The sequence below is a fragment of the Collinsella aerofaciens genome (assembly GCF_964243765.1).
In the GTDB taxonomy this organism is placed as follows: Bacteria; Actinomycetota; Coriobacteriia; order Coriobacteriales; family Coriobacteriaceae; genus Collinsella; species Collinsella aerofaciens_BU.
Map to the genome: position 1 here is coordinate 71,231 of NZ_CAXTGI010000011.1, position 21,318 is coordinate 92,548.

Below are 21,318 nucleotides of genomic sequence, written 5' to 3' on the forward strand. Positions count from 1 at the left end.
AGGTAACAGGTCAGCGAGGTGTTTATCAAAATAAAAGCCCACGTAAAGAGCTATATATGAATAGATGGCCAAAGAGACCATCTTCTGCCATTTAAATACGCTCACCCCCGATTTCCTACCGTTCACCGGACTTCAGACGGCAAAATTGCCACAAATGAGGCGCTCCGTGTAAACTAAAGCCTGTAAACGTTCAGTAAACACCTTGTTTACAAAAGCGTATCCAAGGGTCCGGCAACCGTAAGGGGTTATAGTCGCCGGGCCAAAGGCGTGCTTAAGCCCAAGGGGGCTGGCACACGAAGATATGGGGAGGGGTCCCATGGCAGTAGATAACAAGCAGATTGCCACCGATGTCCTCGAGCTCGTGGGCGGCGCGGAGAATGTTTCCGTTGCCACCAACTGCATGACGCGCCTGCGTCTGACGCTCAAGGATAACAGCAAGGCCGACGTGGAGAAGATCAAGAAGGTCAAGGGTGTTCTGGGTTGCCAGTTCGCCGGCAGCCAGCTCCAGGTCATCATTGGCCAGAACGTGCCCAAGGTGCTCGCCGAGTTCGTCGCCATCTCCGGCGTCAAGCAGGGTGAGGCCGTCAACGAGAACCTCGATGCTCCCAAGGAGAAGTTCGAGCTCAAGAACCTGCCCAACATCATCCTCGACTATCTGTCCGGCTCCATGACCCAGCTCATCCCACTGCTCATGGCTGGCGGTCTGTTCCGCACCATCGCGGCCGTCCTCGGCCCCACCATGCTCGGTGTGCTCTCCGATACCGATCCGACCTATACGTTCCTCTACACCACGCTGTACGAGGCCACGTTCACCTTTATCCCCATCTACCTGGGCTATGCCGCCGCTAAGAAGCTCGGCGCCTCTCCGGTTCTGGGCATGCTCCTCGGCGGCGCTCTCATGGCCCCGTCCGTCGTGAGTGTCGCGACTCAGGAGGGTGGCGGAATCATCTCCGTCTACGGCATCCAGATTGCCGCTGCCAACTACCAGCAGTCCGTCCTGCCGATCATTCTCTCGGTGCCCGTCCTGTACTTTGTTGAGAAGTTCTTTAAGAAGGTCATGCCCGACGTGCTGTCCACGGTCTTCACGCCGTTCTGCACCATGATCGTCACGATCCCCATTGCCTTCATCGTCCTCGCTCCGATCGGCAACGAGATCGGTACGCTGATCGCCAACGCCCTCTTCGGCCTTGCTGACCTTGGCGGCATCGGCATCCTGATCGTCATGGCCATCCTCGGCGCCTTCTGGCAGCTCTTCGTGGTCTGCGGCATGCACATGCCCGTCATCCTGCTCGCTCAGGTTCAGATCATCGCTGCCGGCTACGATCCCTTCGTCTTCGTTTCCACCAACTGCGCTATGGCCGCCGTCTGGGGCTGCGCCTTCGGTGCCTTCCTCAAGATGAAGAACCCCGACGAGAAGTCTCTCGCCATCGGTTACGTCATCTCCGCCATCGCCGGCGGCGTCACCGAGCCCGCGCTCTTCGGTATCCTCATGCGCTTCCGTCGCACTATGCTCGGCATGTTCATCGGCGGTGCCATCGGCGCTGTGTTCTCCGGCCTCATGGGTGTTACCTACTACCTGGCCGGCGGTGCCTCCAACTTCCTGGTCTTCACCAACTACCTGCAGGGTGGACAGATGAACACCGTCTGGGCTATCGTCGGTATGGCAATCTCCTTTGTCATCGCAGCAGCCGTCGTCTTTGCCACTGGCTTCTCCAAGGAGGAGCTCGCCGAGATGGAGGCCTAAGGCCAAGCCATTCGGTCTAAAAAGACCCCTACACGACAGGGCCCCGTCAGGCGTAAGCCCGGCGGGGTCTTTTTTGCAAGGTAGACTGATTGGGGGCGGATGAGATCCGCCCGCGAGGGATTGCCAAGTGCCGAGGGCTTTCGCGCGGGGCTACCGCGAAAGCCCCCGGCGGTTCGCAACTCCTTTGTCAAACGAAAGGACATGCAGATGAGTTTGGGAAAACTGACCGTTAACGGTCGCCAGGATGGCTTCTTGTGCGACGACAAGCCGTTCTTTTGGTTTGCCGATACGTGCTGGAGTGCATTTACGAGCATTGCCGAGGACGACTGGGACTACTATCTGACTCGCCGCGCCGAGCAGGGCATGAACGTGCTGCAGGTCAATACCCTGCCGCAGTGGGACCGCTGCCTGCCCGACCTGGGCATCTGGCCCTACGCGAGCGAGGATGGCGTGCACTTTGACTGGAGCGCGCCCAACCAGGAATACTGGGACCGTGCCCGCCGCATGTGCCAGGCGGCCGTGGAGCACGGCATTCGCCCGGCGCTCGTGCTTATGTGGTGTAACTACGTGCCCGGTACCTGGGGCTCCATGATCGCCGAGCGCACTGGCGCCGAGGTCATGCCGCGTTCCGAGGTGCGCCGCCATGTGGCGCGCGTGGTGGAGAACCTGGGCGAGTTCGACCCCGTCTACGTGGTGACGGGCGACACCGACTTTGCCGGTGACGAGGCGATTGCCTATTACGAGGACGCGCTCGACGAGGTTGTCAAGCGCGCGCCCGAGGCGCTGCGCACCATGCACATCAACCGCGCCAACCGCACCATACCGGCGCAGTATCTGGACCGTTTGGACTTTTACATGTTCCAGCCCGGCCACAACTACGAGGGCCAGCCCGAGGCTTGGCGCTTGCCGCAGGACTTTATCGCCAACTATCCCAAAAAGCCGATGGTCAACTCCGAGCCCTGCTACGAGCAGATGGGCGCGAGCCGCAACGTGTACTGGCGCTTTACCGCGCAGGACTGCCGCGCGAGCGTGTGGTCGAGCATTCTGGCTGGTGCTTCGGCGGGCATCACCTACGGTGCGCACGGCGTTTGGAACTGGCAGACCTCTCAGAGCCGTGGCAGCGTCCTGGGCGAGGGCTTTGACATGCCGTTCCGCTGGCAGGAGTGCCTGCAGTTTGCGGGCGTGTGGGACTTTGGCCTGATCGAGCACGTGCTGCGCGGCCTGGGTGCCACGGCTGGCGACGACGCGGCGGCTGTGGTTCCGGCGCAGGAGCTGCTCGATGACGCGCGCGAGGCCATCCGCGTGGCCCGCGTGGGCGAGCGCGTGGTGGTCTATCTGCCGAGGACCACGGCCGTCAAGCTCAAGCTCGAGGGCGGCGTCACCGCCTGGAATGCTGTGGCGTTTGACCTGGAGACCAAGCGCGTTGCCAACCTGCCGGTTGCGTCCGTCGACGGGGACGGCGAGATCCGCGTGGCCCAACACCCCTTTGAGCACGACGCGCTCCTGGTGGTCTCACCTGCAAAGTAGCGCGCAGCCCCAACATAACCAATGGCAAAAAGGCCCGAGCGCTGTCTCGGGCCTTTTTTATATCGACATAGTCGTTACGGTCGGTGATGGCAATCACGTACCGCCGCTCTTAGCGGTAGCCCTCCCAGAGGGGAAGGGGAAAGAGGATGTCCTCAAACTTGGACCACTCGGCGGGATAGTCGATCTCGTCGGGTCGCGCCACCCAACGGCCTTCCAATCCATACATCGCGGCCAGCGCGCACGAGAGCGCCTCGTTGGCGTCGACCCCTTCGGGAACGCTCCAGTTGCCACCGGGCTCGGGCTCGATAACGCCGCGCGAGCGGTCGTTGAAATACTCATGCAGCGGGCTCTCCGGGCTCATGGCCTCGGTGTTGAGCATCTGGAAGAGCATGACGAGTTCGGGCTGGTTATTGTTTTCTGCCACGATCAGGCGGCAGTATTCGGGAATCTTGGGTCTCTGGTCCTCAAATGCCCCGCCAGGACGAAAGAGGGAGAGGTAATCGTCGCAGGTTGAGCTGCGGTCGTAATAGTGACGGATCACCTCGACCAAAAGCCCGTGCTTGCTGCCCACATAGTGCAGCACGCCCGCCTGGGTGATGCCCACCTCATCGGCTACCGCCTGAAGCGACATGCCGTTAAAGCCTCGCGCGTTGATAAGCCGCACTGCCGCCGAGACGATTTGGTCAAGGCGTTCCTGCGCTGCGGCGCTGCGCTTCTTTGCCGCGGGTGTGGGAGTTTTCTGAGTGTCCATATAAATCGCGCTGCCTTATTTAGGGCGGCTCGAGTATTGCCGCCAAATGCCTTTTGTATACCCCCCATAGCTTACCTCAGCCGTTCAGCGGCTCAAAACAACCGTTTACCGCTCTTATTGCTTACTAAGTACTTAGTAAGCGTACTATACAGGTCATGGAAGTTACTAACTAGTTAGTAAGTAACGCCCAACAGACGCTCGCGAGCGGCCGTACCCCATTCCACGGCCGCCGCATCCAGCGGGTTTGACCCCTTGACCCTTGGTGCACGGGCGCCCTCGCGCATTCCATCACAGAGAGGATCTATCCCATGGCAAATCAAACCGCCGCAGCGATTGACGAGAACGCTATCGCCCCCGACACCGGAAAGCCCATGACCAAAACCGAGACATGGCGCTTTATGATCGGTTTTATTATCTTTGGCGTTATGTGGATGATGTCGGGCACGATCGGCTCCAACGTCTTGTTCCCCGAGCGTTTTAACGGCCTTAATATTGGTCAGCCCGAGGCAATTCTCGCGGCGATGAACTCGGTCGGTTCAATCTTCGCCCTGTTCTCAAATCTCGTTTTCGGCGCGCTTTCCGACCACTGCCACAGCCGCTTTGGCAAGCGCACACCGTTTATCGTTCTCGGCGGTTTTATCTGCGGCTGTGCTTTCTGGAGCACTTCGGTCGCGACCACACTTCCCATGATCGTCGCCTCCTGGTGCGTGCTGCAGATTGGCCTCAACTGCATGCTTGCCCCTGCTGTTGCCGTGCTTTCCGACCGCATTCCGCTTAACAAGCGCGGCACGCTCTCCGCATTCTATGGCGGCGGTGCAACGGCTGGCCAGTCGATTGGCACCATCATCGGTACGCAGTTCCTCTCCAACCCAGTTCCTGGCTTTATCATCGGCACGGTCTCTTGGCTGCTGACCGGCATCCTCGCCGTCATCATTTGGCCGCGCGAGAAGTCTGCCGCTCTTGACGAGGGCGAGCAGTCTGAGAAGCTCAATCTCAAGTCGCTGCTGCTCATGTTCGTTCCGCCCACCAAGAACTGCCGCGACTTTTATCTGGCGCTCTTTGGCCGCCTGCTCCTCATCTTCGGTTACTTCTGCATCAACGGATATCAGCTCTACATCCTCGAGAAGTACATCGGTCTTCCCGTGGCAGAAGCCGGCGCCGTCCTCTCCTCCATGTCCGTCGTGATCATGGTCGTGTCGCTTGTCGCCTCGCTTACCTCGGGCGCTATCTCCGACAAGATCGGCCGTCGCAAGCCCATCATCCTCGTCGCAACGATCATGATGTGCATCGGCATCGCTCTGCCCTGGCTGCTTAAGTCCGTTATCGGCATGTACGGATTCGCGCTGCTGGCCGGACTTGGTTATGGTATTTACTCTTCCGTCGACCAGGCGCTCAATGTCGATGTTCTGCCCGATAAGGAGAACGCCGGCAAGGACCTGGGCATCCTCAACATCGCCAACACCATCGGCCAGATCCTTGGCCCCATCGTGACCTCGGCAATCGTTGTCGCCACCGGCTCCTATTTCATGGCGTTCCCGATCTCCATCGTGCTCATCGCCGTGGGCTATGTGTTCATCATGCTCATCAAGAACGCCAAGTAATCCGTCGCTCTCTTTCCTTCCGTCGGGCAGCGTTCGCGTTGCCCGACGGACTCCGACTATTCAATCGCTTAACTTGGAGGCTTATTATGACCACCGTCGAGCAGTACAAGGTGTTTAAGCTCGAGCTCACGGGCACCGCGGCCGGCAATCCCTATGTCGAGGTCGAGCTGTCGGCACGGTTCGCCCGCGCAGATGGCCAGGACAGCTTTGAGGTCCATGGCTTCTACAAGGGCAATGGCTGCTACCGAATTAACTTTATGCCCGAGAGCGCCGGCGTCTGGAACTACGCGGTGAGTTCCAACGACCCCGAGCTCGATGGTACCGCCGGCTCTTTTGAGGCCGTGCCTGCCACGGGCGACAACCATGGTCGTGTGCTGCTGGCAAAAGACGTGCTTGCCCACGACGCTCCGTTCATTACCGACGAGGATTCCAACTTTGCCTACGAGGATGGAACGCGCTACCTGCCCTTTGGCACCACTTGCTATGCCTGGACCAACCAGGATACGGCCTTGCAGGAGCAGACGCTCGAGACGCTCGCCACCTCTTCGTTCAACAAGATCCGCATGTGTGTCTTTCCCAAGTTCTACGACTATAACGTTGAGGACCCGGCGATGTATGCCTACGAGGGCGAGAAGGGCGATTTCGACCATTACCGCTTCTATGAGCCGTTTTGGGAGAACCTTGAGCACCGCATCGAGCAGCTCGACGAGCTGGGCATCCAGGCGGACCTCATCGTTTTTCATCCGTACGACAAGCCCGAGGACTGGGGCTTCTCTCGTATGACGCGCGAGGAGGATGTTTTCTACCTGACGTATGTCGCCCGCCGCTTCTCGGCATACAAGAACATCTGGTGGAGCCTTGCCAACGAGTGGGATCTTATGCCGTGGAAGCCGGCCGAGGACTGGGATCGCTATGCCCGCATCATCATGGCGAACGACCCGTATGGTCATCTGCGCAGCATCCACAATTGCCGTGAGATCTTTGACCACAGCCATCCGTGGATTACGCATGTGAGCTACCAGAGGTGCGACCTTAAGAACACGGCCGAGGACGTTACCACGCTGCGCGCGCAGTATAACAAGCCGGTTTTGATCGACGAGGTCGGCTATGAGGGCAACATCAACTGGGGTTGGGGCAACCTGACCGCTCAGGAGCTCGTGCGTCGTTTCTGGGAGGGCAGTTTACGTGGCGGTTATGTGACCCACGGTGAGACCTACGTCGACCGCGGACCCAAGCTGTGGTGGGCGCACGGCGGCAAGCTCTACGGCGACTCGCCCGAGCGCATTGGCTTTTGCCGTCGCTACATGGAGGCGCTGCCGGCCGATTTTGACTGGGTGCCCGATGAGGTCGGTATCCTTGACGGTACGTTTACCTGGGATGTCACCTGCATGTCCAACGACCATGGCCGCGGGACTGCCGATGTCCTTATGTACTTTGGATTCAACCGTCCGGCGTATCGTGAGTTTGAGGGCGAGTCGGGCGCTCGATACAGGGTGAGTGTCGTGGACACATGGGGCATGACGGAGGAGGAGCTTCCCGGAACCTTTGAGGGCAAGTTCCGCATCGATCTCCCAAGTAAGCAGTATATGATGCTTCGCCTGACCAAATTAGAGGCGTAAAACAGAGATAATCGGCTCCGGGCGTGACTTGCTGCACGACCACCGCAGGGGGGGGTAGCCCCTGTGATGGTCGCGGCGATGCGCGTCCGGGGCTACGCTTGTAAGGAGTGAACATGCAGGAGTTTTTTGGAATCGATGTGGGCGGTACGGCCGTTAAATGGGCTGTGCTGGGCGAGGATTTTTCCATCCGCGAGCGCGGAAGCCTGCCGACGGGCTTTACCACGGCTGATGAGACGGTCGCGGCGCTGATCTCGCTCGTCGAGCCGTATCGCGAGCGCGTGAGCGCCGTGGGCGTGAGTGCGCCCGGCGGCATCTACGAGGGAGATGTCACAGGAACGATCCATCGCGGTGGTGCGCTCACGTTTATGGATGGCTGTCCGCTCGGAAAGCTTATGCGCGAGGCTCTGGGGGTGCCGATTGCCGTCAATAACGACGGTAAGTGCTGTGCACTCGGTGAGTATGCGGCTGGCGCTCTGCGCGGGACGCGTTTTGGCGTGGTGCTCGCTATCGGCACGGGCATCGGCGGCGGTATCGTCATCGACGGCAAGGTCCTGCGCGGCGCGCACTGCTTTGCAGGCGAGTTTAGCTTCTTGCGCAACGATGTCACGACTGCTGCGAGCATGGAAAACTCCTTTGCGGGTTCGGGCGGTTGGCGTGCGCTCCGCGATGCCGCCGTTGCCGAGAAGGGCCTGCCTGCGGATTCTCCGGTGGACGGCCGCCGCGTCTTTGAGTGGATCGCGGATGGCGACATGGCGGCGCAGCGCGCGCTCGACCGCTACGCTCGCGCCTTTGACGGACAGCTCATCAACCTGCAGGCCGTGCTCGACCCCGAGGTCTTTGTGATCGCAGGCGGCATCTCGTGCCATCCCGAGCTCGTCGATGCCCTGCGTGTACAGATGCCGCTGGCCCTCGCGAGTTACGAAGGGACCCTTGCCGGCATTCCTGTGCCGCAGATAAAGGCGGCCGAGCTCGGCAACGACGCCAACCTTTACGGTGCTGTTCAGGAGGCCATGCGCTTGGTGTAGCGCGAGCCAAACGAGGCTGTCAAAAAAAGATAAAGGCCGGCGTGAACCGCCCCCATTTCCTTAGCACGGGAAATGGGGGCGGTTTAATTTGAGGCGGGACTTTTTAACCGCCTGATGGGTCGCGCGCCGCAATTCAGGTGTCACAGCAGCTCGCCGTGGCGGGTGATGTAGCGGTGCTTTGCCAGCTGGGTGAGCGCGATATAGGCGGAAACGATGCCGATGAGCAGCGCGAAAAAGCTCGCTGGTAGCGTCATGAGGCCGAGCGCATCGGCGACGGGGCTTGCCGGTAGCCAGGTGACGAGCGCCAGACCCAGTACGGTGAGAACGCACAGTGCCGGCGCGGCGTGGTCGGGTAGGCTCGGCAGGCGCGGGGAGCGCAGCATGTGGATCACGAGCGTCTGCGACCACATGGACTCAACGAACCAGCCGCTCTGGAAGATTGCCGCAAAGGCCGCCATGCCTGCGACGTCGCCCGCGGCGGCAAGCTCGGCCCAGCTCGCGCCCACGGCGGCGGGGCACACCACAAAGAAGAGCGCGGCGAAGGTCACGATGTCAAACAGCGAGCTCACGGGGCCCAGCTCGAGCATAAAGCCCTTGATGGACGCGGCGTCCCAGGCGCGCGGACGGGCAGTCCAGGCGGCGTCGACGGTGTCCCACGGCAGCGCGATGCACACGATCTCGTAGACCAGCGACAGCAGCACCAGCTGCAGGGCGCTCATGGGCAAAAACGGCAAGAACAGGCTCGCGACAGTCACGGACAGCACGTTGCCAAAGTTTGAGCTCACCGTGGTCTTGAGGTACTTGAGCAGGTTGCCGTAGGTGCGGCGGCCTTCGATGATGCCGCGCTCGAGCACGCCCAGGTCCTTCTGGAGCAAGATGATATCGGCGGATTCCTTGGCAATATCGACGGCGGAGTCGACCGAGATGCCGCAGTCACTCGCGCGCATGGCGGCGGCGTCGTTGATGCCGTCGCCCATAAAGCCCACGGTGTGGCCGAGCAGCTCACGCATGACGCGCACCAGGCGCGCCTTCTGCAGCGGCGAGAGCTTGGCGAACAGATGGGTGTTCTCGGTGCGCTCGGCAAGCTCGGCGTCATCGAGCGCATCGATCTCGGAGCCGAGCAAGACGTTGCTCGCATCGATACCAATCTGCTCGCAGACGGTGGCGGCGACACGGTCGTTGTCGCCGGTCAGGACCTTGACCGCCACGCCCTTGGCCTCGAGGGTGGCGACGGCGCCCGCGGCACTTGCTTTAGGCGGATCGAGGAAAGCCAAAAAGCCCATCAGCACCATGTCGCACTCGTCGGCAATGCCAAACTCGCCCACGCAGCGCGGATTGGTCTTCTGCGCCACGGCAATCACGCGCAGGCCCTCGGCATTGAGCCCGGTGACCTGCTGGCGAATCTGGGCGAGCTTATCTTCGGTGAGCGGCTGGGCGGCACCATCGACTTCGACAAAGGAGCAGATCTCGAGCATTTCCTCGGCAGCTCCTTTGGTAACCATCTGGGTTTTACCCTGGGCGTCGGCGACAACTACGCTCAGGCGACGGCGCGAGAAATCGAAGGGCACCTCGTCGACCTTGGTATAGCGGTCGCGCAGGCTCTGGCCCAGCATGGAATCGGGTGCTGCGGCCGAGGGCGTCACATCGGCGCGGTCGATGACGGCCAGGTCGATAAGGTTCTTGAGGCCAGTCTGGAAGAAGCTGTTCAAAAACGCATGGCGCAGCACGCGTGCGTCCTCGTTGCCGTCGGTGTTGAGGTAGCGCTCGAGCACGATGCGGTCTTCGGTGAGGGTGCCGGTCTTGTCACAGCACAGGACGTCCATCGCGCCGAGGTTTTGGATCGCCGCCAGCTCCTTGACGATAACCTGGCGACGGGCGAGGTCCTTGGCGCCCTGCGACAGGCTCGTGGTCACGATGACGGGGAGCATCTGCGGCGTGATGCCCACAGCCACGCTCGTGGCGAACAACAGCGCGTCGATGACATTGCCTTTGGTGGCGGCGTTGATGGCAAAGACGGCCGGCGCCATAACGAGCATGAGGCGCACGAGCAGCATGGAGACGCTCGAGACGCCGCGGTCAAACGCGCTCTTCTCGCCGCGCCCGTTGAGCATCTTGGCGATGCCGCCCAGGTAGGTGTCCGAGCCGGTGGCCACAACAAGCGCCATGGCGGTGCCGTTTTGCACGGAGGTGCCGGTAAAGACGATGTTCTTGCAGGCAGACAGCGGCAGCGCAGAGCTGTCGGCGCCCTCGATGACAACTGCGGCAGTGGTCTTCTCGACGGCCTCGCTCTCGCCCGTGAGCGCGGACTCAATCACAAACAGGTCGCGCGTCGTGATGATACGGGCATCGGCCGGCACCATATCGCCGGCAGAGAGGCGGATCACATCGCCGGGGACGAGCTCGTCAAAGGGGATCTCGATACGCTCGCCGTCACGCAGGGCACAGCAGGTGTTGGAGACCAGGTCCTTGAGGGCCTCGGCCGCATTGCCGCTGCGGGCTTCCTGGATAAACTTCATGCCGCCCGATACCAGCAGCATGATGCCGATGACGATGACCGTGGAGGGGTCGCGCTGCGGCTCGGGTACGGCGAGCACGTCGATGTAGAGCGAGACCAGCGCGAGCGCGGCGAGGATGCCGGCGAAGGGATCGATGAACGCGTCGGCGATGCGGCGGGCGAGCGTCTTAGTCGGCGCCTCGATGGTGTTGGGGCCGGCGGCGTCCAGGCGCTCGGCGGCGTGCTCGGCGGTGAGTCCGTCAGCCGTGGCGTCGAGCAGCACGAGGGCGTCCTCGGCGCTATGCGTGGCGGCGAATATGGTGTTCTTGGACAGGCCGGTGTGAGCGGCGGGGCGCGCCGTGCGGCGGCGCTTGGAGATGGCTTCGAGTACCGTGGCGGTTTTGAGCATCAGCATAGGGTCCTCCTTGTTAAAGGGAGTTAGCGTACGTGTCGTATTTGCTTTAAAAACCTAGATGTCGCCCACGTCATACTCACGAACCGCCACAAAGGGGACAGGCACCTTTGTGGTGGTTTTGACGATTGGCTATTGGCACTTATGCGTGTGCGGAATCCTCGCGGCGTGCCGAGGGCGACATGCAGGTTTTTCGACTATGGCTGCCTTCCATGGCACACCTCCTTAAGGCCGGGCGCGATGCGCTTCGGGCATTTCGTACCCGTTTCAATCCGCCCGTATTTTTGATGAGGGGGTTTGCCGTGTCAACCCCATTGTTCGGAAAACCATTACCCCTGACAAAGCCTTTACAGAATACTGCGGGCTCAAAGCGCGCCCGCAATATGCCCTGCCTGCGCTAAACTGGAAGGCACGTACGCGATTACGAGAGGAGCCCGCATGGAGGCTTACAAGCAAGAGTTCATCAAGTTCATGGTCGAGTCCGATGTTCTGAAATTCGGCAGCTTTACGCTCAAGAGCGGCCGTCAGTCCCCGTTCTTTATGAACGCCGGCGCTTACGTGACGGGCTATCAGCTCAAGAAGCTGGGCGAGTATTACGCCCAGGCCATCCACGATAACTTTGGCGACGACTTTGACGTGCTGTTTGGACCGGCCTACAAGGGTATTCCGCTGGCCGTCGTGACCGCAATTGCCTACCACGAGCTGTACGGCAAGGAGGTCAAGTACTGCTGCGACCGCAAGGAGGCCAAGGATCACGGTGCCGACAAGGGCAACCTGCTGGGTTATGAGCCCCAGGACGGCGACCGCGTGGTCATGGTCGAGGACGTCACCACCAGCGGCAAGTCCATCGACGAGACCTATCCCAAGGTCATGGCTGCCGCCGACGTCGAGATTAAGGGCCTGATCGTGTCCCTCAACCGCATGGAGGTCGGCAAGGGTGGCGTGACCACCGCGCAGAAGGAGATCGAGGCCAAGTACGGTTTCCCCGTCGCGAGCATCGTCTCCATGGCCGAGGTCGTCGAGACCCTCTACAACCACGAGATCGACGGCAAGGTCGTCATCGACGACGAGCTCAAGGCTGCCATCGACGCCTACTACGAGCAGTACGGAGTCCGTTAGTTACGCGGTTTTACCAAACCGCGTAACGGCTCGACGCTGCAAGCCCGCCAGAGCGGCAATCTGCCTTTCAACTTCGGCGGCATGACCAGAAGGTCAATGCCGCCTCGTTTCAAGGCACCTTGCTCGCTCTGGCGGGTTTTCGCTGTCGCTACCAAAACATCGGCACTCCCGTTGCTGGCGATGCGGCACTTGGGGACGTTCCTTTTGTGTCGGCACCTGGGGACACTCCTGATGTGGTCATTGGGGACGTTCTTAAATGACTACTTAGGATGAGCGTCCAAAAATCCGCGCTCGTTCGATTGGCGCATGTCTACGCAGCGTAGGTTGTCGAGCCTGGCCTTCAAATGGATACTGACTGTCGAACCGGTTCACTCCATTTCTTCAATTTGATTGGACAGCCCATGAACCAGACACGGCAAACCAATGCTTCCCATACTTTTTTGGCAGCGCATGTCATCAAGCGGCTGCGCGAAGAGCGCGGCCTCACCCAGCGCGCCCTGGCGGAAAGCCTTGGCGTGACCGATAAAGCCGTCAGCAAGTGGGAATCCGGCCGCGGCCTTCCCGACATTTCCCTCGTTGGGCCTTTGGCCCAGAGACTCGGCATAAGCGTGGCTGAGCTTTTGGCTGGTGACATTCGGGCCAACGCCAACCGTGCAGGCAATATGCTCAAAGGCGTCTTTTACGTTTGTCCTATCTGCGGAAACGTTGTGCACGCGCTCGGAGAAGGCAGCTTTAGCTGCTGTGGCTCCACGATGTTTCCCCAGGAGGCCGAAGAGCCGGACGCGGACCATGCCTTTTCCATCGAGCGCATCGAGGACGATTGGTACGTCACGCTCGATCATCCCATGACCAAGGATCACTACATTAGCTTTGTGGCATATGCGACTATGGATGGCATCTGCTTTAAGAAGCTCTATCCAGAGCAATCGGTGCAGCCGCGCTTCCATATTACCGGGCGCGGCAGGATATATCTTTACTGCAACCAACACGGACTCTTTACGTCGCTGACGCCTCGCAAATAACGGCTGTCTATCCGCCCTCCTCATGCGTTCCCAGGGGACCCAAAATGAGCGTGGATAATCTCCCGGTTTTGGCCTGTGCGCGGGCTCAAAGTGGGAGATTATCCACGCTCGTTAGGTTAGTGTCCGAAAATCCACGCTCGTCGCTACTTGAGCCCGGGCAGGCGGGTGTAGGGAAACGACCGCTCGAGGAACTCGGAGCAGCGGGCGTAATCTTTGGCAAAGTAGCTGCTGTAGAGCGAATCGAGCACGTATTGCACGGCGATGTGGCTGGCGAACTGTGTGATGCGATGCGTCATGCTCTCGTGATCGCTCACCGTGAGATAGGCGGCAAAGCCGGGGTGAATGCGGGCGCAGTGCGGTGTGCCGATGACGATGACCGGGACATGTCGACTGCTGAGGATTGGCAAGATCTCCCTGAGGTTGGGGGCAAGGCCGCTGTAGGAGATAACGATTGCCACATGGTCGGGGCCCGAGGCGAGCGCCGTACGCACCTGCGCCTCGACACTGTCGTGGCACGTCGCGCTTTTGCCGGCAGAAAGCAGGCGATCGCGGAACATTCCCGCTGGATACAGATTATGCGAGCCCGTGTAGATGTCCACGGTGCCGGCGCGCACGATAAGCTTGGCGGCCTGGTCGAGCTGTGTGGGGTCGAGCAGCTCCTGCGTTTCGGCCAAAGTGGTCTGATAGAGCCCCTCCATACGCTCCATCACCTGCGCAGGAGTGGAGGTGGCATCGAAGGGAAAGTTGATGTCCACGTCGCGCCGGTTACCCGTCTCGGCTGCCTGACGGATGAGCTCGACCTTGAGGTCTTTGAATCCCTCGAGGCCGAGCTTTTTGCAAAAACGGTGCACGCTCGCAACGGAAACGTTGGTGCGCGCGGCAAATTCCTTAATAGAGAGCCCGCGCACATCCTCGCCCATGGCGAGGGCCGTTTGCCCAAGTTGTTGCTCGGTGGGGGTGAGGCTTTTGCCCTGCGTGATCTTTCGCCTGATATCCATATGGCTCCTATGCGTTTGCGTCGCGATAAACCAATCATAACGGTAAATAAAACGCCCGGCCAAGCCGGGCGTCTCGTAAGGGGCTGTTGTGCGGGGTTGTTACCCGAGCACGCGTACGGGGCCCAAGAGGCCGCTGGGCTCGGAGGGCTCGGTCATGCCGAACATGTCGGGGACGGCGTGGTCGAGGGTGTTGATGATGTCAATCGTAAGCGCGTGCTCGCCGGCTAAAAGTGCGGCGGCCTCAAAGCGGTAAGGCGGACAGATGCGGGTGCCGAGGGATTTGCCGTCGAGGGTGACGGTTGCGGTCTCAAAGACCTCCCCAAGGTCGATGACAGCGCGGCTGGCCGCTTCGCCCAGAACAAAGGAGGCCTGGTAGCGGAACGTGCCGGCCTTGCCGGGGAATTCGGCCGAGGAAAGGTCGTGCAGGTCTGCAAGCTCAACAGACTCGCCAAAGGCATCGGTGCCAGGGGCAGAGAAGGCAACCGCCCAGGGCCCGTCGATGCATGCGGCTTCGTCTCCAGCAGTTGCCGCGCCGGCGGAACCTGCGGCCCCAAGGACCACGATGCAGCTCTCGTAGGGAGCCAGCTCGAGCGTGCCGTCAAAGGCGGCGGGCTCGGTGCCGTTGAGCAGATCGAGGCGCGCGCCTGCAACGGGTGTGCCGTCGGCAAGCGCAATCTGAGTGGAGATACCCTGCTTGGGATGCTCGTTGACGAGCATCAGATAGGTCTCGCCCGCCCGCTCGTAGCGCAGTGCGCGCAGCCAGGGCTGGGGCTCGGCGCAAACCACGGTCTGCATGCCGGTGTTGGCAAGTGTGTCTGCGAGCTCGGTGGTCGCCAGGAGCTTGATGCCGGCGACCGCGGCTGCATCCAGGGAGGCAAAGCCCTCGCGACCTGCAGTGTCACCGTCGTAGCGCTTGTTCGGCAACTCATCCAGCGCGTACACGGCAACACCTGCGGCTGCGGCACGCGCGGCAAAGTCGAGCACGGCTTCGCCGACAAACTCGGCTCCGGGCATCACCAGGCAGCGGTATGCCTGGCCGTTCACGCTAAAGCCGCTACCGTCTGCGGCAATTTCAACGGCATAGCGCCCTGCGTCCTCAAATGCCTCTGCCGGCACGATGTCAAAGTCGACCTGCGCGCGCATAAGCTCGGAGGCGGCATGCTGCATAAAGTTCGCCTCGCCTGCCCACTCGGCGTCCGCATGGTAGAGAAGCGCCACCGGGGTCGTTGCGCGCCCGCCGCTCAGCAGGCTCGCCGTACGGTCCATGTAGCTCATAAGCTGCCCAAAGTGTGCAAACTGGGGGTTTTGGCCATGCGCATAGAAATGCGGCGGGCAGTCCCAGTCGGGGAAGGCGGCCATGCTAAAGGCATGCGGCACAAACCAATTGACGCCGCGCACCAAAAAATGATCGGCGATCCACTTCATCTCGCGTAGGCCTTCGTGCCATCCAAATGCGCCAAAGACCTCGGCCATGCAGCGCCCCTGCTTTTTGGGGTCGAGGTGTGCTGCCGAGGAGCCCAGCTTGGGCAGCACGTAGTTATAGAACTCGAGGTCCCACACGCCGCGTCCGTAGCTGTGAAGGCCGCGGTCCATGCCGGGTACCAGCTGGTTGATTACGATGTCGACGCCCGCCATGTCCTGACCGCCCACGGCGCGGAAGTAGTGCCCGGCGCCCACGCCCAGGCGCGCGTGGCAGTCCTTGTCCTCGATAACGTGGCCGATGTACTGCACGCCGCGCGCGCGGCACCAGTCTCCGAGCTGGTCGCAGAAGCACTCCTTATAGAGGGTGCTCGCGATGTCCATATAGACGTGGCGTACGCGCGCGCCGGCCGGCTCGCGGTCCCACAGGTGCGGGAGCTCGGCCAGGTAGCGCTCGCCCAGTGCCGCGCGCAGGCGACGCTCAAGCTCGGCCGACCAGGGTAGGGGCGCGGTGGCCTTGCCGATGAGCGTGTCCGCGATGCCATCGGGGCCCGTGGTGCCCTTCTCGTTGGCAAATCCGGGCTCATCGGAGAAAAAGCCCAAGATGGTCTTGCCAAACTCATCGCCCAGATGCTCAAAATGCGGCTCGTAGACAGCATCGATGAGCTGCGCCACCGAGGCGCGGTCGACCATATTGATGTAGTCCTCGTTGTAGGAGGTCTTGCCGCTCGTGAACATCACGCATGCCTGCGTGAGGCCCGCAGGTGCATCGAAGACCAGGCGGCTGGGGTTGCCGTCTGCATCGTCGATTACTCGGTAAGCGACGTCGACGGGGCTGCCGTCCTGCATAAATGTCACGCCGTAGAAGCGCTCCGTTTTGTCGAGCATGTTGGCGAGCGCGATGCTCGCGGCGGACGTGGGGCCCACGATGTCGAACGTGCGGTGCGTGAGCACGATCTTGCGGAGCTCGGGCACGGCCTCCTTGACGGCGCCGTTGGCAAAGCCCGTGGGGAAGTGCGCGTCGTCCAAGATCCAGAGCTTAAGGCCCAGCTGCCTGCACTCGTCAATGACAAAGCGCAAGTCGCGCCACCAGCCCTCGCCGCAAAAATCGGGGTGTGGGCGGCTTTCGAGACAGACCTCGTGGATGTCGGCGCCGGCGATCTTTTCCAGATACTCGGCAATGGTCTTATGGCTCTCGCCCTTCATCCACAAAAACGGAAGCACGTGGTTGTCGTATGTGCCCTCGAGCACCTGCTGATAGTACGCGGTCATGGATCCTCCTTGGCTCGATCGATCTGCTGCATAGCACAGATTATGGACGCGTCGGCGCGTTCTGCTAATATCTGAATCACGACGAACTATGACCAAATCAACGATTGGCAAGCCATGGAGATCGACGAGCTCGAGCGTAGGCTCAACGAACTGAGCGCCAGTGAGATCGCTTATAAAGACGGCATGGCATTTGATTGGTCGATTATGACCGAGCATGTCGAAATCGACGGATGCCCAGTGCGCAAGATTGGCCAGCCAGGGTTTGCCTATGCCCAGCCCGGCATGCCGCGTGGCCTGACGATAAGGAAAAACTCGCGCTTTAATGCAGTTCCCGAGCACGTGCATGATTACGTGGAGCTGAGCTATGTGTATCGCGGACGCTGCCCGCAGACGGTGGCGGGGGAGAGGCTCGAGCTGGGCCGCAACGAGGTGCTTTTGCTCGACGCCCTCTGCCCGCATGCCGTGGCGGCGCTTGGTGAGGACGACATCATGCTGAGCATGACCGTTTCACGCTCTTTTTTGCGCCGGAGCCTCGAGTCGAGCCTCTCGCGCGAGAGCGCGGTCTCGCGGTTTTTGTTCAACGCGCTCAACAGCGAGACGGACCATCGGGGCCATGTCCGTTTTCATTGCGGCGAGAGCCGTCGGATTCGGCGCTACATGCAGGAGATGCTCTGTGAGCTGTATGACCCGAGCCCTAATGGTCCCGAGATCGTCCTGCGTCTGTTTCAGCTGTTTTTGGCCGAGCTCATGGATTGCTACGAGCGCAAGCTGGTGCGCGGCGCGGCGGACGGCGCGGCGGGGCCCACTGCCCTGGTGACGGGAATGCTCGGCTATATCGATCGCGAATTCGCTGCATGCTCCCTCGAGGGGATGGCGGCGGAGTTTGGCTTGAGCCCTAATTATGCGACGGCGCTCCTCAAGCGGCATGTGGGCAAGACCTTTAGGCAGCTTGTGCAGGAGCGACGCCTGGTGCGTGCGGCCGAGCTTCTGCGCGGTGGCGCCACGGCCGGGGCGGCTGCGCATGCGGTGGGCTATGAAAACATGAGCTTCTTCTACCGTAAGTTTCACGACAAGTATGGCTGCACCCCCGCGGCATACCGCCGGTAAGCGCGGGGCGGATCGTCTTCGCTCCTTCGGTGTCAAAAAGTTTCAGCTGCAGCGCTGTTGCAGCGCGCGTCTGCGAAAAGAAGTGTCCAAATCGGCGCCTTCGCCCTGGCCTGGAGCGACTCGGCGGCATACTCGTTTCATCAGCAACACGCATGAGCGAGGAGGCACTTATGGGATTCCCCGAGGGTTTCTATTGGGGTGGCGCTACTGCCGCCAATCAGTTTGAGGGCGCTTGGAACGTGGACGGCCGCGGTCCTTCCGTCGACGACCATTTTTTGGGCGGCAGTTACAAGGAGCCGCGTCAGATTACGATCGACATCGACCCCGACCGCTTCTACCCCAATCATGACGGTATCGACTTCTACCATCACTACGAGGAGGATATCGCGCTGTTCGCCGAGATGGGCTTCAACATGTTCCGCATGTCCATCTCTTGGAGCCGCATCTTCCCCAACGGCGACGACGCCGAGCCCAACGAGGCCGGCCTCGCCTTCTACGATCGCGTCTTCGACTGCCTGCGCGCTCACAATATCGAGCCGCTCGTGACCCTGTCGCACTACGAGATGCCTTATCACCTGGTCGAGAAGTACAACGGCTGGGCGAGCCGCGAGCTCATCGGCTTCTTTGAGAAGTACTGCCAGACCGTCTTCGACCGCTATCAGGACAAGGTCAAGTTCTGGCTCACCTTCAACGAGATCAACTGCGGCACCCAGGACATTGGCAACCTCTTTGAGACCAGCATGATTCAGGGCTTTGAGGGTCCGGCTTCGGCGGTCCATACTACGCCGCAGGCCCGTATGCAGGCCCTGCATCACCAGTTTGTCGCCAGCGGCCGCGTCGTGCGCTATGCCCACGAGCACTATCCGCAGTTTAAGATGGGCAACATGGACTGCTTCGTCCTCTCCTATGCCGCCACGTGCGATCCGGCCGACGTGTTCGCCACGCAGCAGGAGATGAATACCATGAACTGGTACTGCTCCGACGTGCAGGTGCGCGGCAAGTATCCGTTCTATGCCAAGCGTTTCTGGGCCGAGAATGACGTCGAGCTCGTGATGGAGGACGGCGATCTGCAGGATATCGCCGACGGCAAGGTCGATTTCTACACCTTTAGCTACTACATGTCCGGAACCGTGGGCACCCACAAGGACCACGAGATGACCGAGGGCAACATGACCTTTGGCGGCAAGAACCCCTATCTGGAGTCCACCGACTGGGGCTGGCAGATCGATCCGCTGGGCCTGCGCATCGCCCTCAACGAGATTTACGCCCGCTACGAGATTCCGCTGATGGTGGTCGAGAACGGCATGGGCGCCTACGATGAGGTCGAGGAGGACGGCTCCATCCACGATCCGTATCGTATCGCCTACTTGCGCAGCCACATCAAGGCCATGGGCGAGGCCATTGCCGACGGCGTCGACCTGATCGCCTATACCTGGTGGGGCCCCATCGACCTGGTTTCTGCCGGCACCGGCGAGATGCGCAAGCGCTACGGCTTCATTCACGTCGATAAGTACGACGACGGCACCGGTACCTACGAGCGCCGCCGCAAGGACAGCTTCTACGCCTACCAGAAGATCATCAAGTCCAACGGTGCCGAGGGCCTGGATTAATCGACAATATGAGTGCCACCGGGGAAAAGCGTTGGGATGGGCTCGCGATTCGAGTCCCCACCTTAGCATTTGAACCATTTGGCACTATAATCACCATAGGCATGCGCATAACGTTGCGCTTAATCAAGAGGAGAAAACGTATGGGTCTGTTTGACATGTTCAAGAAGAAGGCTGAGCCCGCGGCTGCCGCTGCTCCGTCCTCCATCTCTGCTTCTGCCGGCGCCGACGTGCTGTGCTCGCCCGTCAAGGGCAAGGTCATCAAGATGGCCGACGTGCCCGATCCCGTCTTTGGCGGCGAGGTTCTGGGCAAGGGCTGCGCCGTGTGGCCCGAGGACGATCTGGTCTACGCTCCCTGCGACGGCAAGGTGACCGTCACCATGGGTCACGCCGTGGGCCTGCAGTCCGATAGCGGCATCGAGGTTCTGGTGCACGTTGGCGTCGATACCGTCAACATGAACGGCGATGGCTTCGAGGGCTTCGTCAAGGCCGACGACGTCGTGAAGGCTGGCCAGCCCATGCTCAAGATTGACCGCGCCAAGATCGCTGCCGCCGGTTACAAGGACTGCGTCGTCGTGGCCGTGTCCAACACCGCCGAGTTTGCCGATGTCGAACTCGCCGTCGAGGCCGACTCCGCTGTCGCCGCCGGTGACGCCATCGTTAAGGTCGTCCGCAAGTAAACTGCGGCATCCAAAGGATGTGCAAAGGTGGTCGGGTTTTCCGGCCACCTTTTTTATTGCACCGTGGGGAAGCGTTTTATTGCACGTTGGGCGGGCTTGCAAACCGTTCGGACGCTAAAACGAACCGACCGCGCCTTCGCGTTGCCGAGGGTGTTCATAAGCGGATAGTATGGGCTTACTTATTACAACGTGCGCCGCGTCTGGGAAGCGCAGTGCCGCTCATTGGGAGGAACAACATGAAAAAGAAGCTGCTGCTTGCGCCCCTCATGGCCGTCTTGGTTGCATGCGTGGTCGTGCTTTCCGGTTGTGGAGGCCCTTCGATCGAGGAACTCATCACCGAGGATCTTACGACTCAGTTTGACGAGGTCAAGAACGGTGGCGACGAGTTCCTTTCTGGTCTGGAGGAGGCTTCGGGCGACGAGTTCGAGCAGTTGGGTATCGATCCCAAGGAGTATGCCAAGACCTATCTCGAAGGCTTTGACTACGAGATCGGCGACGTGACGGTCGACGAGGACAAGGGTGTCGCGACCGCCGAGGTCTCCATCACCTGCAAGTCCATGAACAAGATCGTCGAGGACTTCTCCACCCAGTATCAGGAGAAGGTCGCCGCGCTTGATACGGTTCCCTCCGATGACGAGCTGTACAAGATGGCCGGTCAGGTTATGGTCGATGTGACCAAGGCCACCGAGCCCAGGAAGACCACGGTTATCTTCAAGTACACCTGCAACGACGACGGCGAGTGGTCTGCCGACGACTCCGTCAACTCCGAGATGATGGATGCAATGCTGAGCTAGTTCGTTGCGGCGTTTTACCAAACGCCGCAACTGCTCGACGCTGCGCGGGCACCAGAGCGACAACTTGTCATTCAAAGAGGACGGCATGACCAGAAGGTCTATGCCGTCCTCTTTTCATGCCAATTTG

15 protein-coding genes are annotated in these 21,318 nt (G+C 60.8%); 11 read left to right on the forward strand and 4 right to left on the reverse strand.

The features are described from left to right. Positions 1-316: 316 nt before the first annotated feature. Positions 317-1,744: a PTS transporter subunit EIIC gene (locus ACESSC_RS08230; protein ID WP_055252140.1), complete on the forward strand. Its 1,428-nt coding sequence runs from the start codon at positions 317-319 to the stop codon at positions 1,742-1,744. A 207-nt stretch (positions 1,745-1,951) separates the two neighbouring features. Next, on the forward strand, positions 1,952-3,271 hold the full coding sequence (locus tag ACESSC_RS08235; RefSeq protein ID WP_055252162.1) for a glycoside hydrolase family 140 protein: 1,320 nt from the start codon (positions 1,952-1,954) through the stop codon (positions 3,269-3,271). A 109-nt stretch (positions 3,272-3,380) separates the two neighbouring features. Here the strand turns inward: ACESSC_RS08235 and ACESSC_RS08240 are convergent, their stop codons facing one another. Then, positions 3,381-4,022, reverse strand: a complete 642-nt coding sequence (locus ACESSC_RS08240; RefSeq protein WP_055252139.1) for a TetR/AcrR family transcriptional regulator — start codon at positions 4,020-4,022, stop codon at positions 3,381-3,383. A 308-nt stretch (positions 4,023-4,330) separates the two neighbouring features. Between ACESSC_RS08240 and ACESSC_RS08245 the strand changes: the two genes are divergently transcribed. From ACESSC_RS08245 to ACESSC_RS08255, 3 genes are all read left to right on the forward strand, one after another. Next, the gene (locus tag ACESSC_RS08245; RefSeq protein ID WP_117763334.1) at positions 4,331-5,623 is read left to right on the forward strand and encodes an MFS transporter; all 1,293 of its coding nucleotides are present in this window, start codon (positions 4,331-4,333) and stop codon (positions 5,621-5,623) included. Positions 5,624-5,709: 86 nt separating this feature from the next. Further along, on the forward strand, positions 5,710-7,242 hold the full coding sequence (locus tag ACESSC_RS08250; RefSeq protein WP_055252138.1) for a DUF5605 domain-containing protein: 1,533 nt from the start codon (positions 5,710-5,712) through the stop codon (positions 7,240-7,242). Positions 7,243-7,355: 113 nt separating this feature from the next. After that, positions 7,356-8,267 carry an ROK family protein gene (locus ACESSC_RS08255; protein ID WP_055252619.1) on the forward strand — a complete coding sequence of 304 codons (912 nt, stop codon included), beginning with the start codon at positions 7,356-7,358 and terminating at the stop codon, positions 8,265-8,267. Between the two features lie 140 nt (positions 8,268-8,407). Here ACESSC_RS08255 and mgtA read toward each other — a convergent pair whose 3' ends face one another. After that, positions 8,408-11,176 carry a magnesium-translocating P-type ATPase gene (gene mgtA / locus ACESSC_RS08260; RefSeq protein ID WP_373162399.1) on the reverse strand — a complete coding sequence of 923 codons (2,769 nt, stop codon included), beginning with the start codon at positions 11,174-11,176 and terminating at the stop codon, positions 8,408-8,410. Between the two features lie 435 nt (positions 11,177-11,611). Between mgtA and pyrE the strand changes: the two genes are divergently transcribed. Next, positions 11,612-12,292, forward strand: coding sequence for an orotate phosphoribosyltransferase (gene pyrE / locus ACESSC_RS08265; RefSeq protein WP_117793917.1), 681 nt, complete (start codon positions 11,612-11,614; stop codon positions 12,290-12,292). A 344-nt stretch (positions 12,293-12,636) separates the two neighbouring features. Further along, on the forward strand, positions 12,637-13,314 hold the full coding sequence (locus ACESSC_RS08270) for a helix-turn-helix domain-containing protein (RefSeq protein WP_373162401.1): 678 nt from the start codon (positions 12,637-12,639) through the stop codon (positions 13,312-13,314). A gap of 143 nt (positions 13,315-13,457) precedes the next feature. On the opposite strand, the gene ACESSC_RS08275 is transcribed toward ACESSC_RS08270, so the two are convergent. Continuing rightward, the gene (locus tag ACESSC_RS08275; RefSeq protein ID WP_373162403.1) at positions 13,458-14,312 is read right to left on the reverse strand and encodes a MurR/RpiR family transcriptional regulator; all 855 of its coding nucleotides are present in this window, start codon (positions 14,310-14,312) and stop codon (positions 13,458-13,460) included. Positions 14,313-14,411: 99 nt separating this feature from the next. Continuing rightward, complete coding sequence (locus tag ACESSC_RS08280; RefSeq protein ID WP_373162404.1) at positions 14,412-17,003, reverse strand: hypothetical protein; 2,592 nt, start codon at positions 17,001-17,003, stop codon at positions 14,412-14,414. A gap of 114 nt (positions 17,004-17,117) precedes the next feature. On the opposite strand from ACESSC_RS08280, the gene ACESSC_RS08285 reads away from it, so the two are divergent. The 4 genes from ACESSC_RS08285 (at position 17,118) to ACESSC_RS08300 (ending at position 21,191) form a co-directional block, all read left to right on the forward strand. Beyond that, entirely contained in the window at positions 17,118-18,110 is a 993-nt protein-coding gene (locus tag ACESSC_RS08285; protein ID WP_373162406.1) for a helix-turn-helix domain-containing protein, read from the forward strand. A 170-nt stretch (positions 18,111-18,280) separates the two neighbouring features. Then, positions 18,281-19,720 carry a glycoside hydrolase family 1 protein gene (locus tag ACESSC_RS08290; protein ID WP_373162408.1) on the forward strand — a complete coding sequence of 480 codons (1,440 nt, stop codon included), beginning with the start codon at positions 18,281-18,283 and terminating at the stop codon, positions 19,718-19,720. A gap of 140 nt (positions 19,721-19,860) precedes the next feature. After that, positions 19,861-20,397: a PTS sugar transporter subunit IIA gene (locus ACESSC_RS08295; protein WP_117634515.1), complete on the forward strand. Its 537-nt coding sequence runs from the start codon at positions 19,861-19,863 to the stop codon at positions 20,395-20,397. 236 nt (positions 20,398-20,633) lie between these two features. Then, the gene (locus ACESSC_RS08300; RefSeq protein WP_099432515.1) at positions 20,634-21,191 is read left to right on the forward strand and encodes a hypothetical protein; all 558 of its coding nucleotides are present in this window, start codon (positions 20,634-20,636) and stop codon (positions 21,189-21,191) included. The last annotated feature ends 127 nt before the right edge of the window (positions 21,192-21,318 follow it).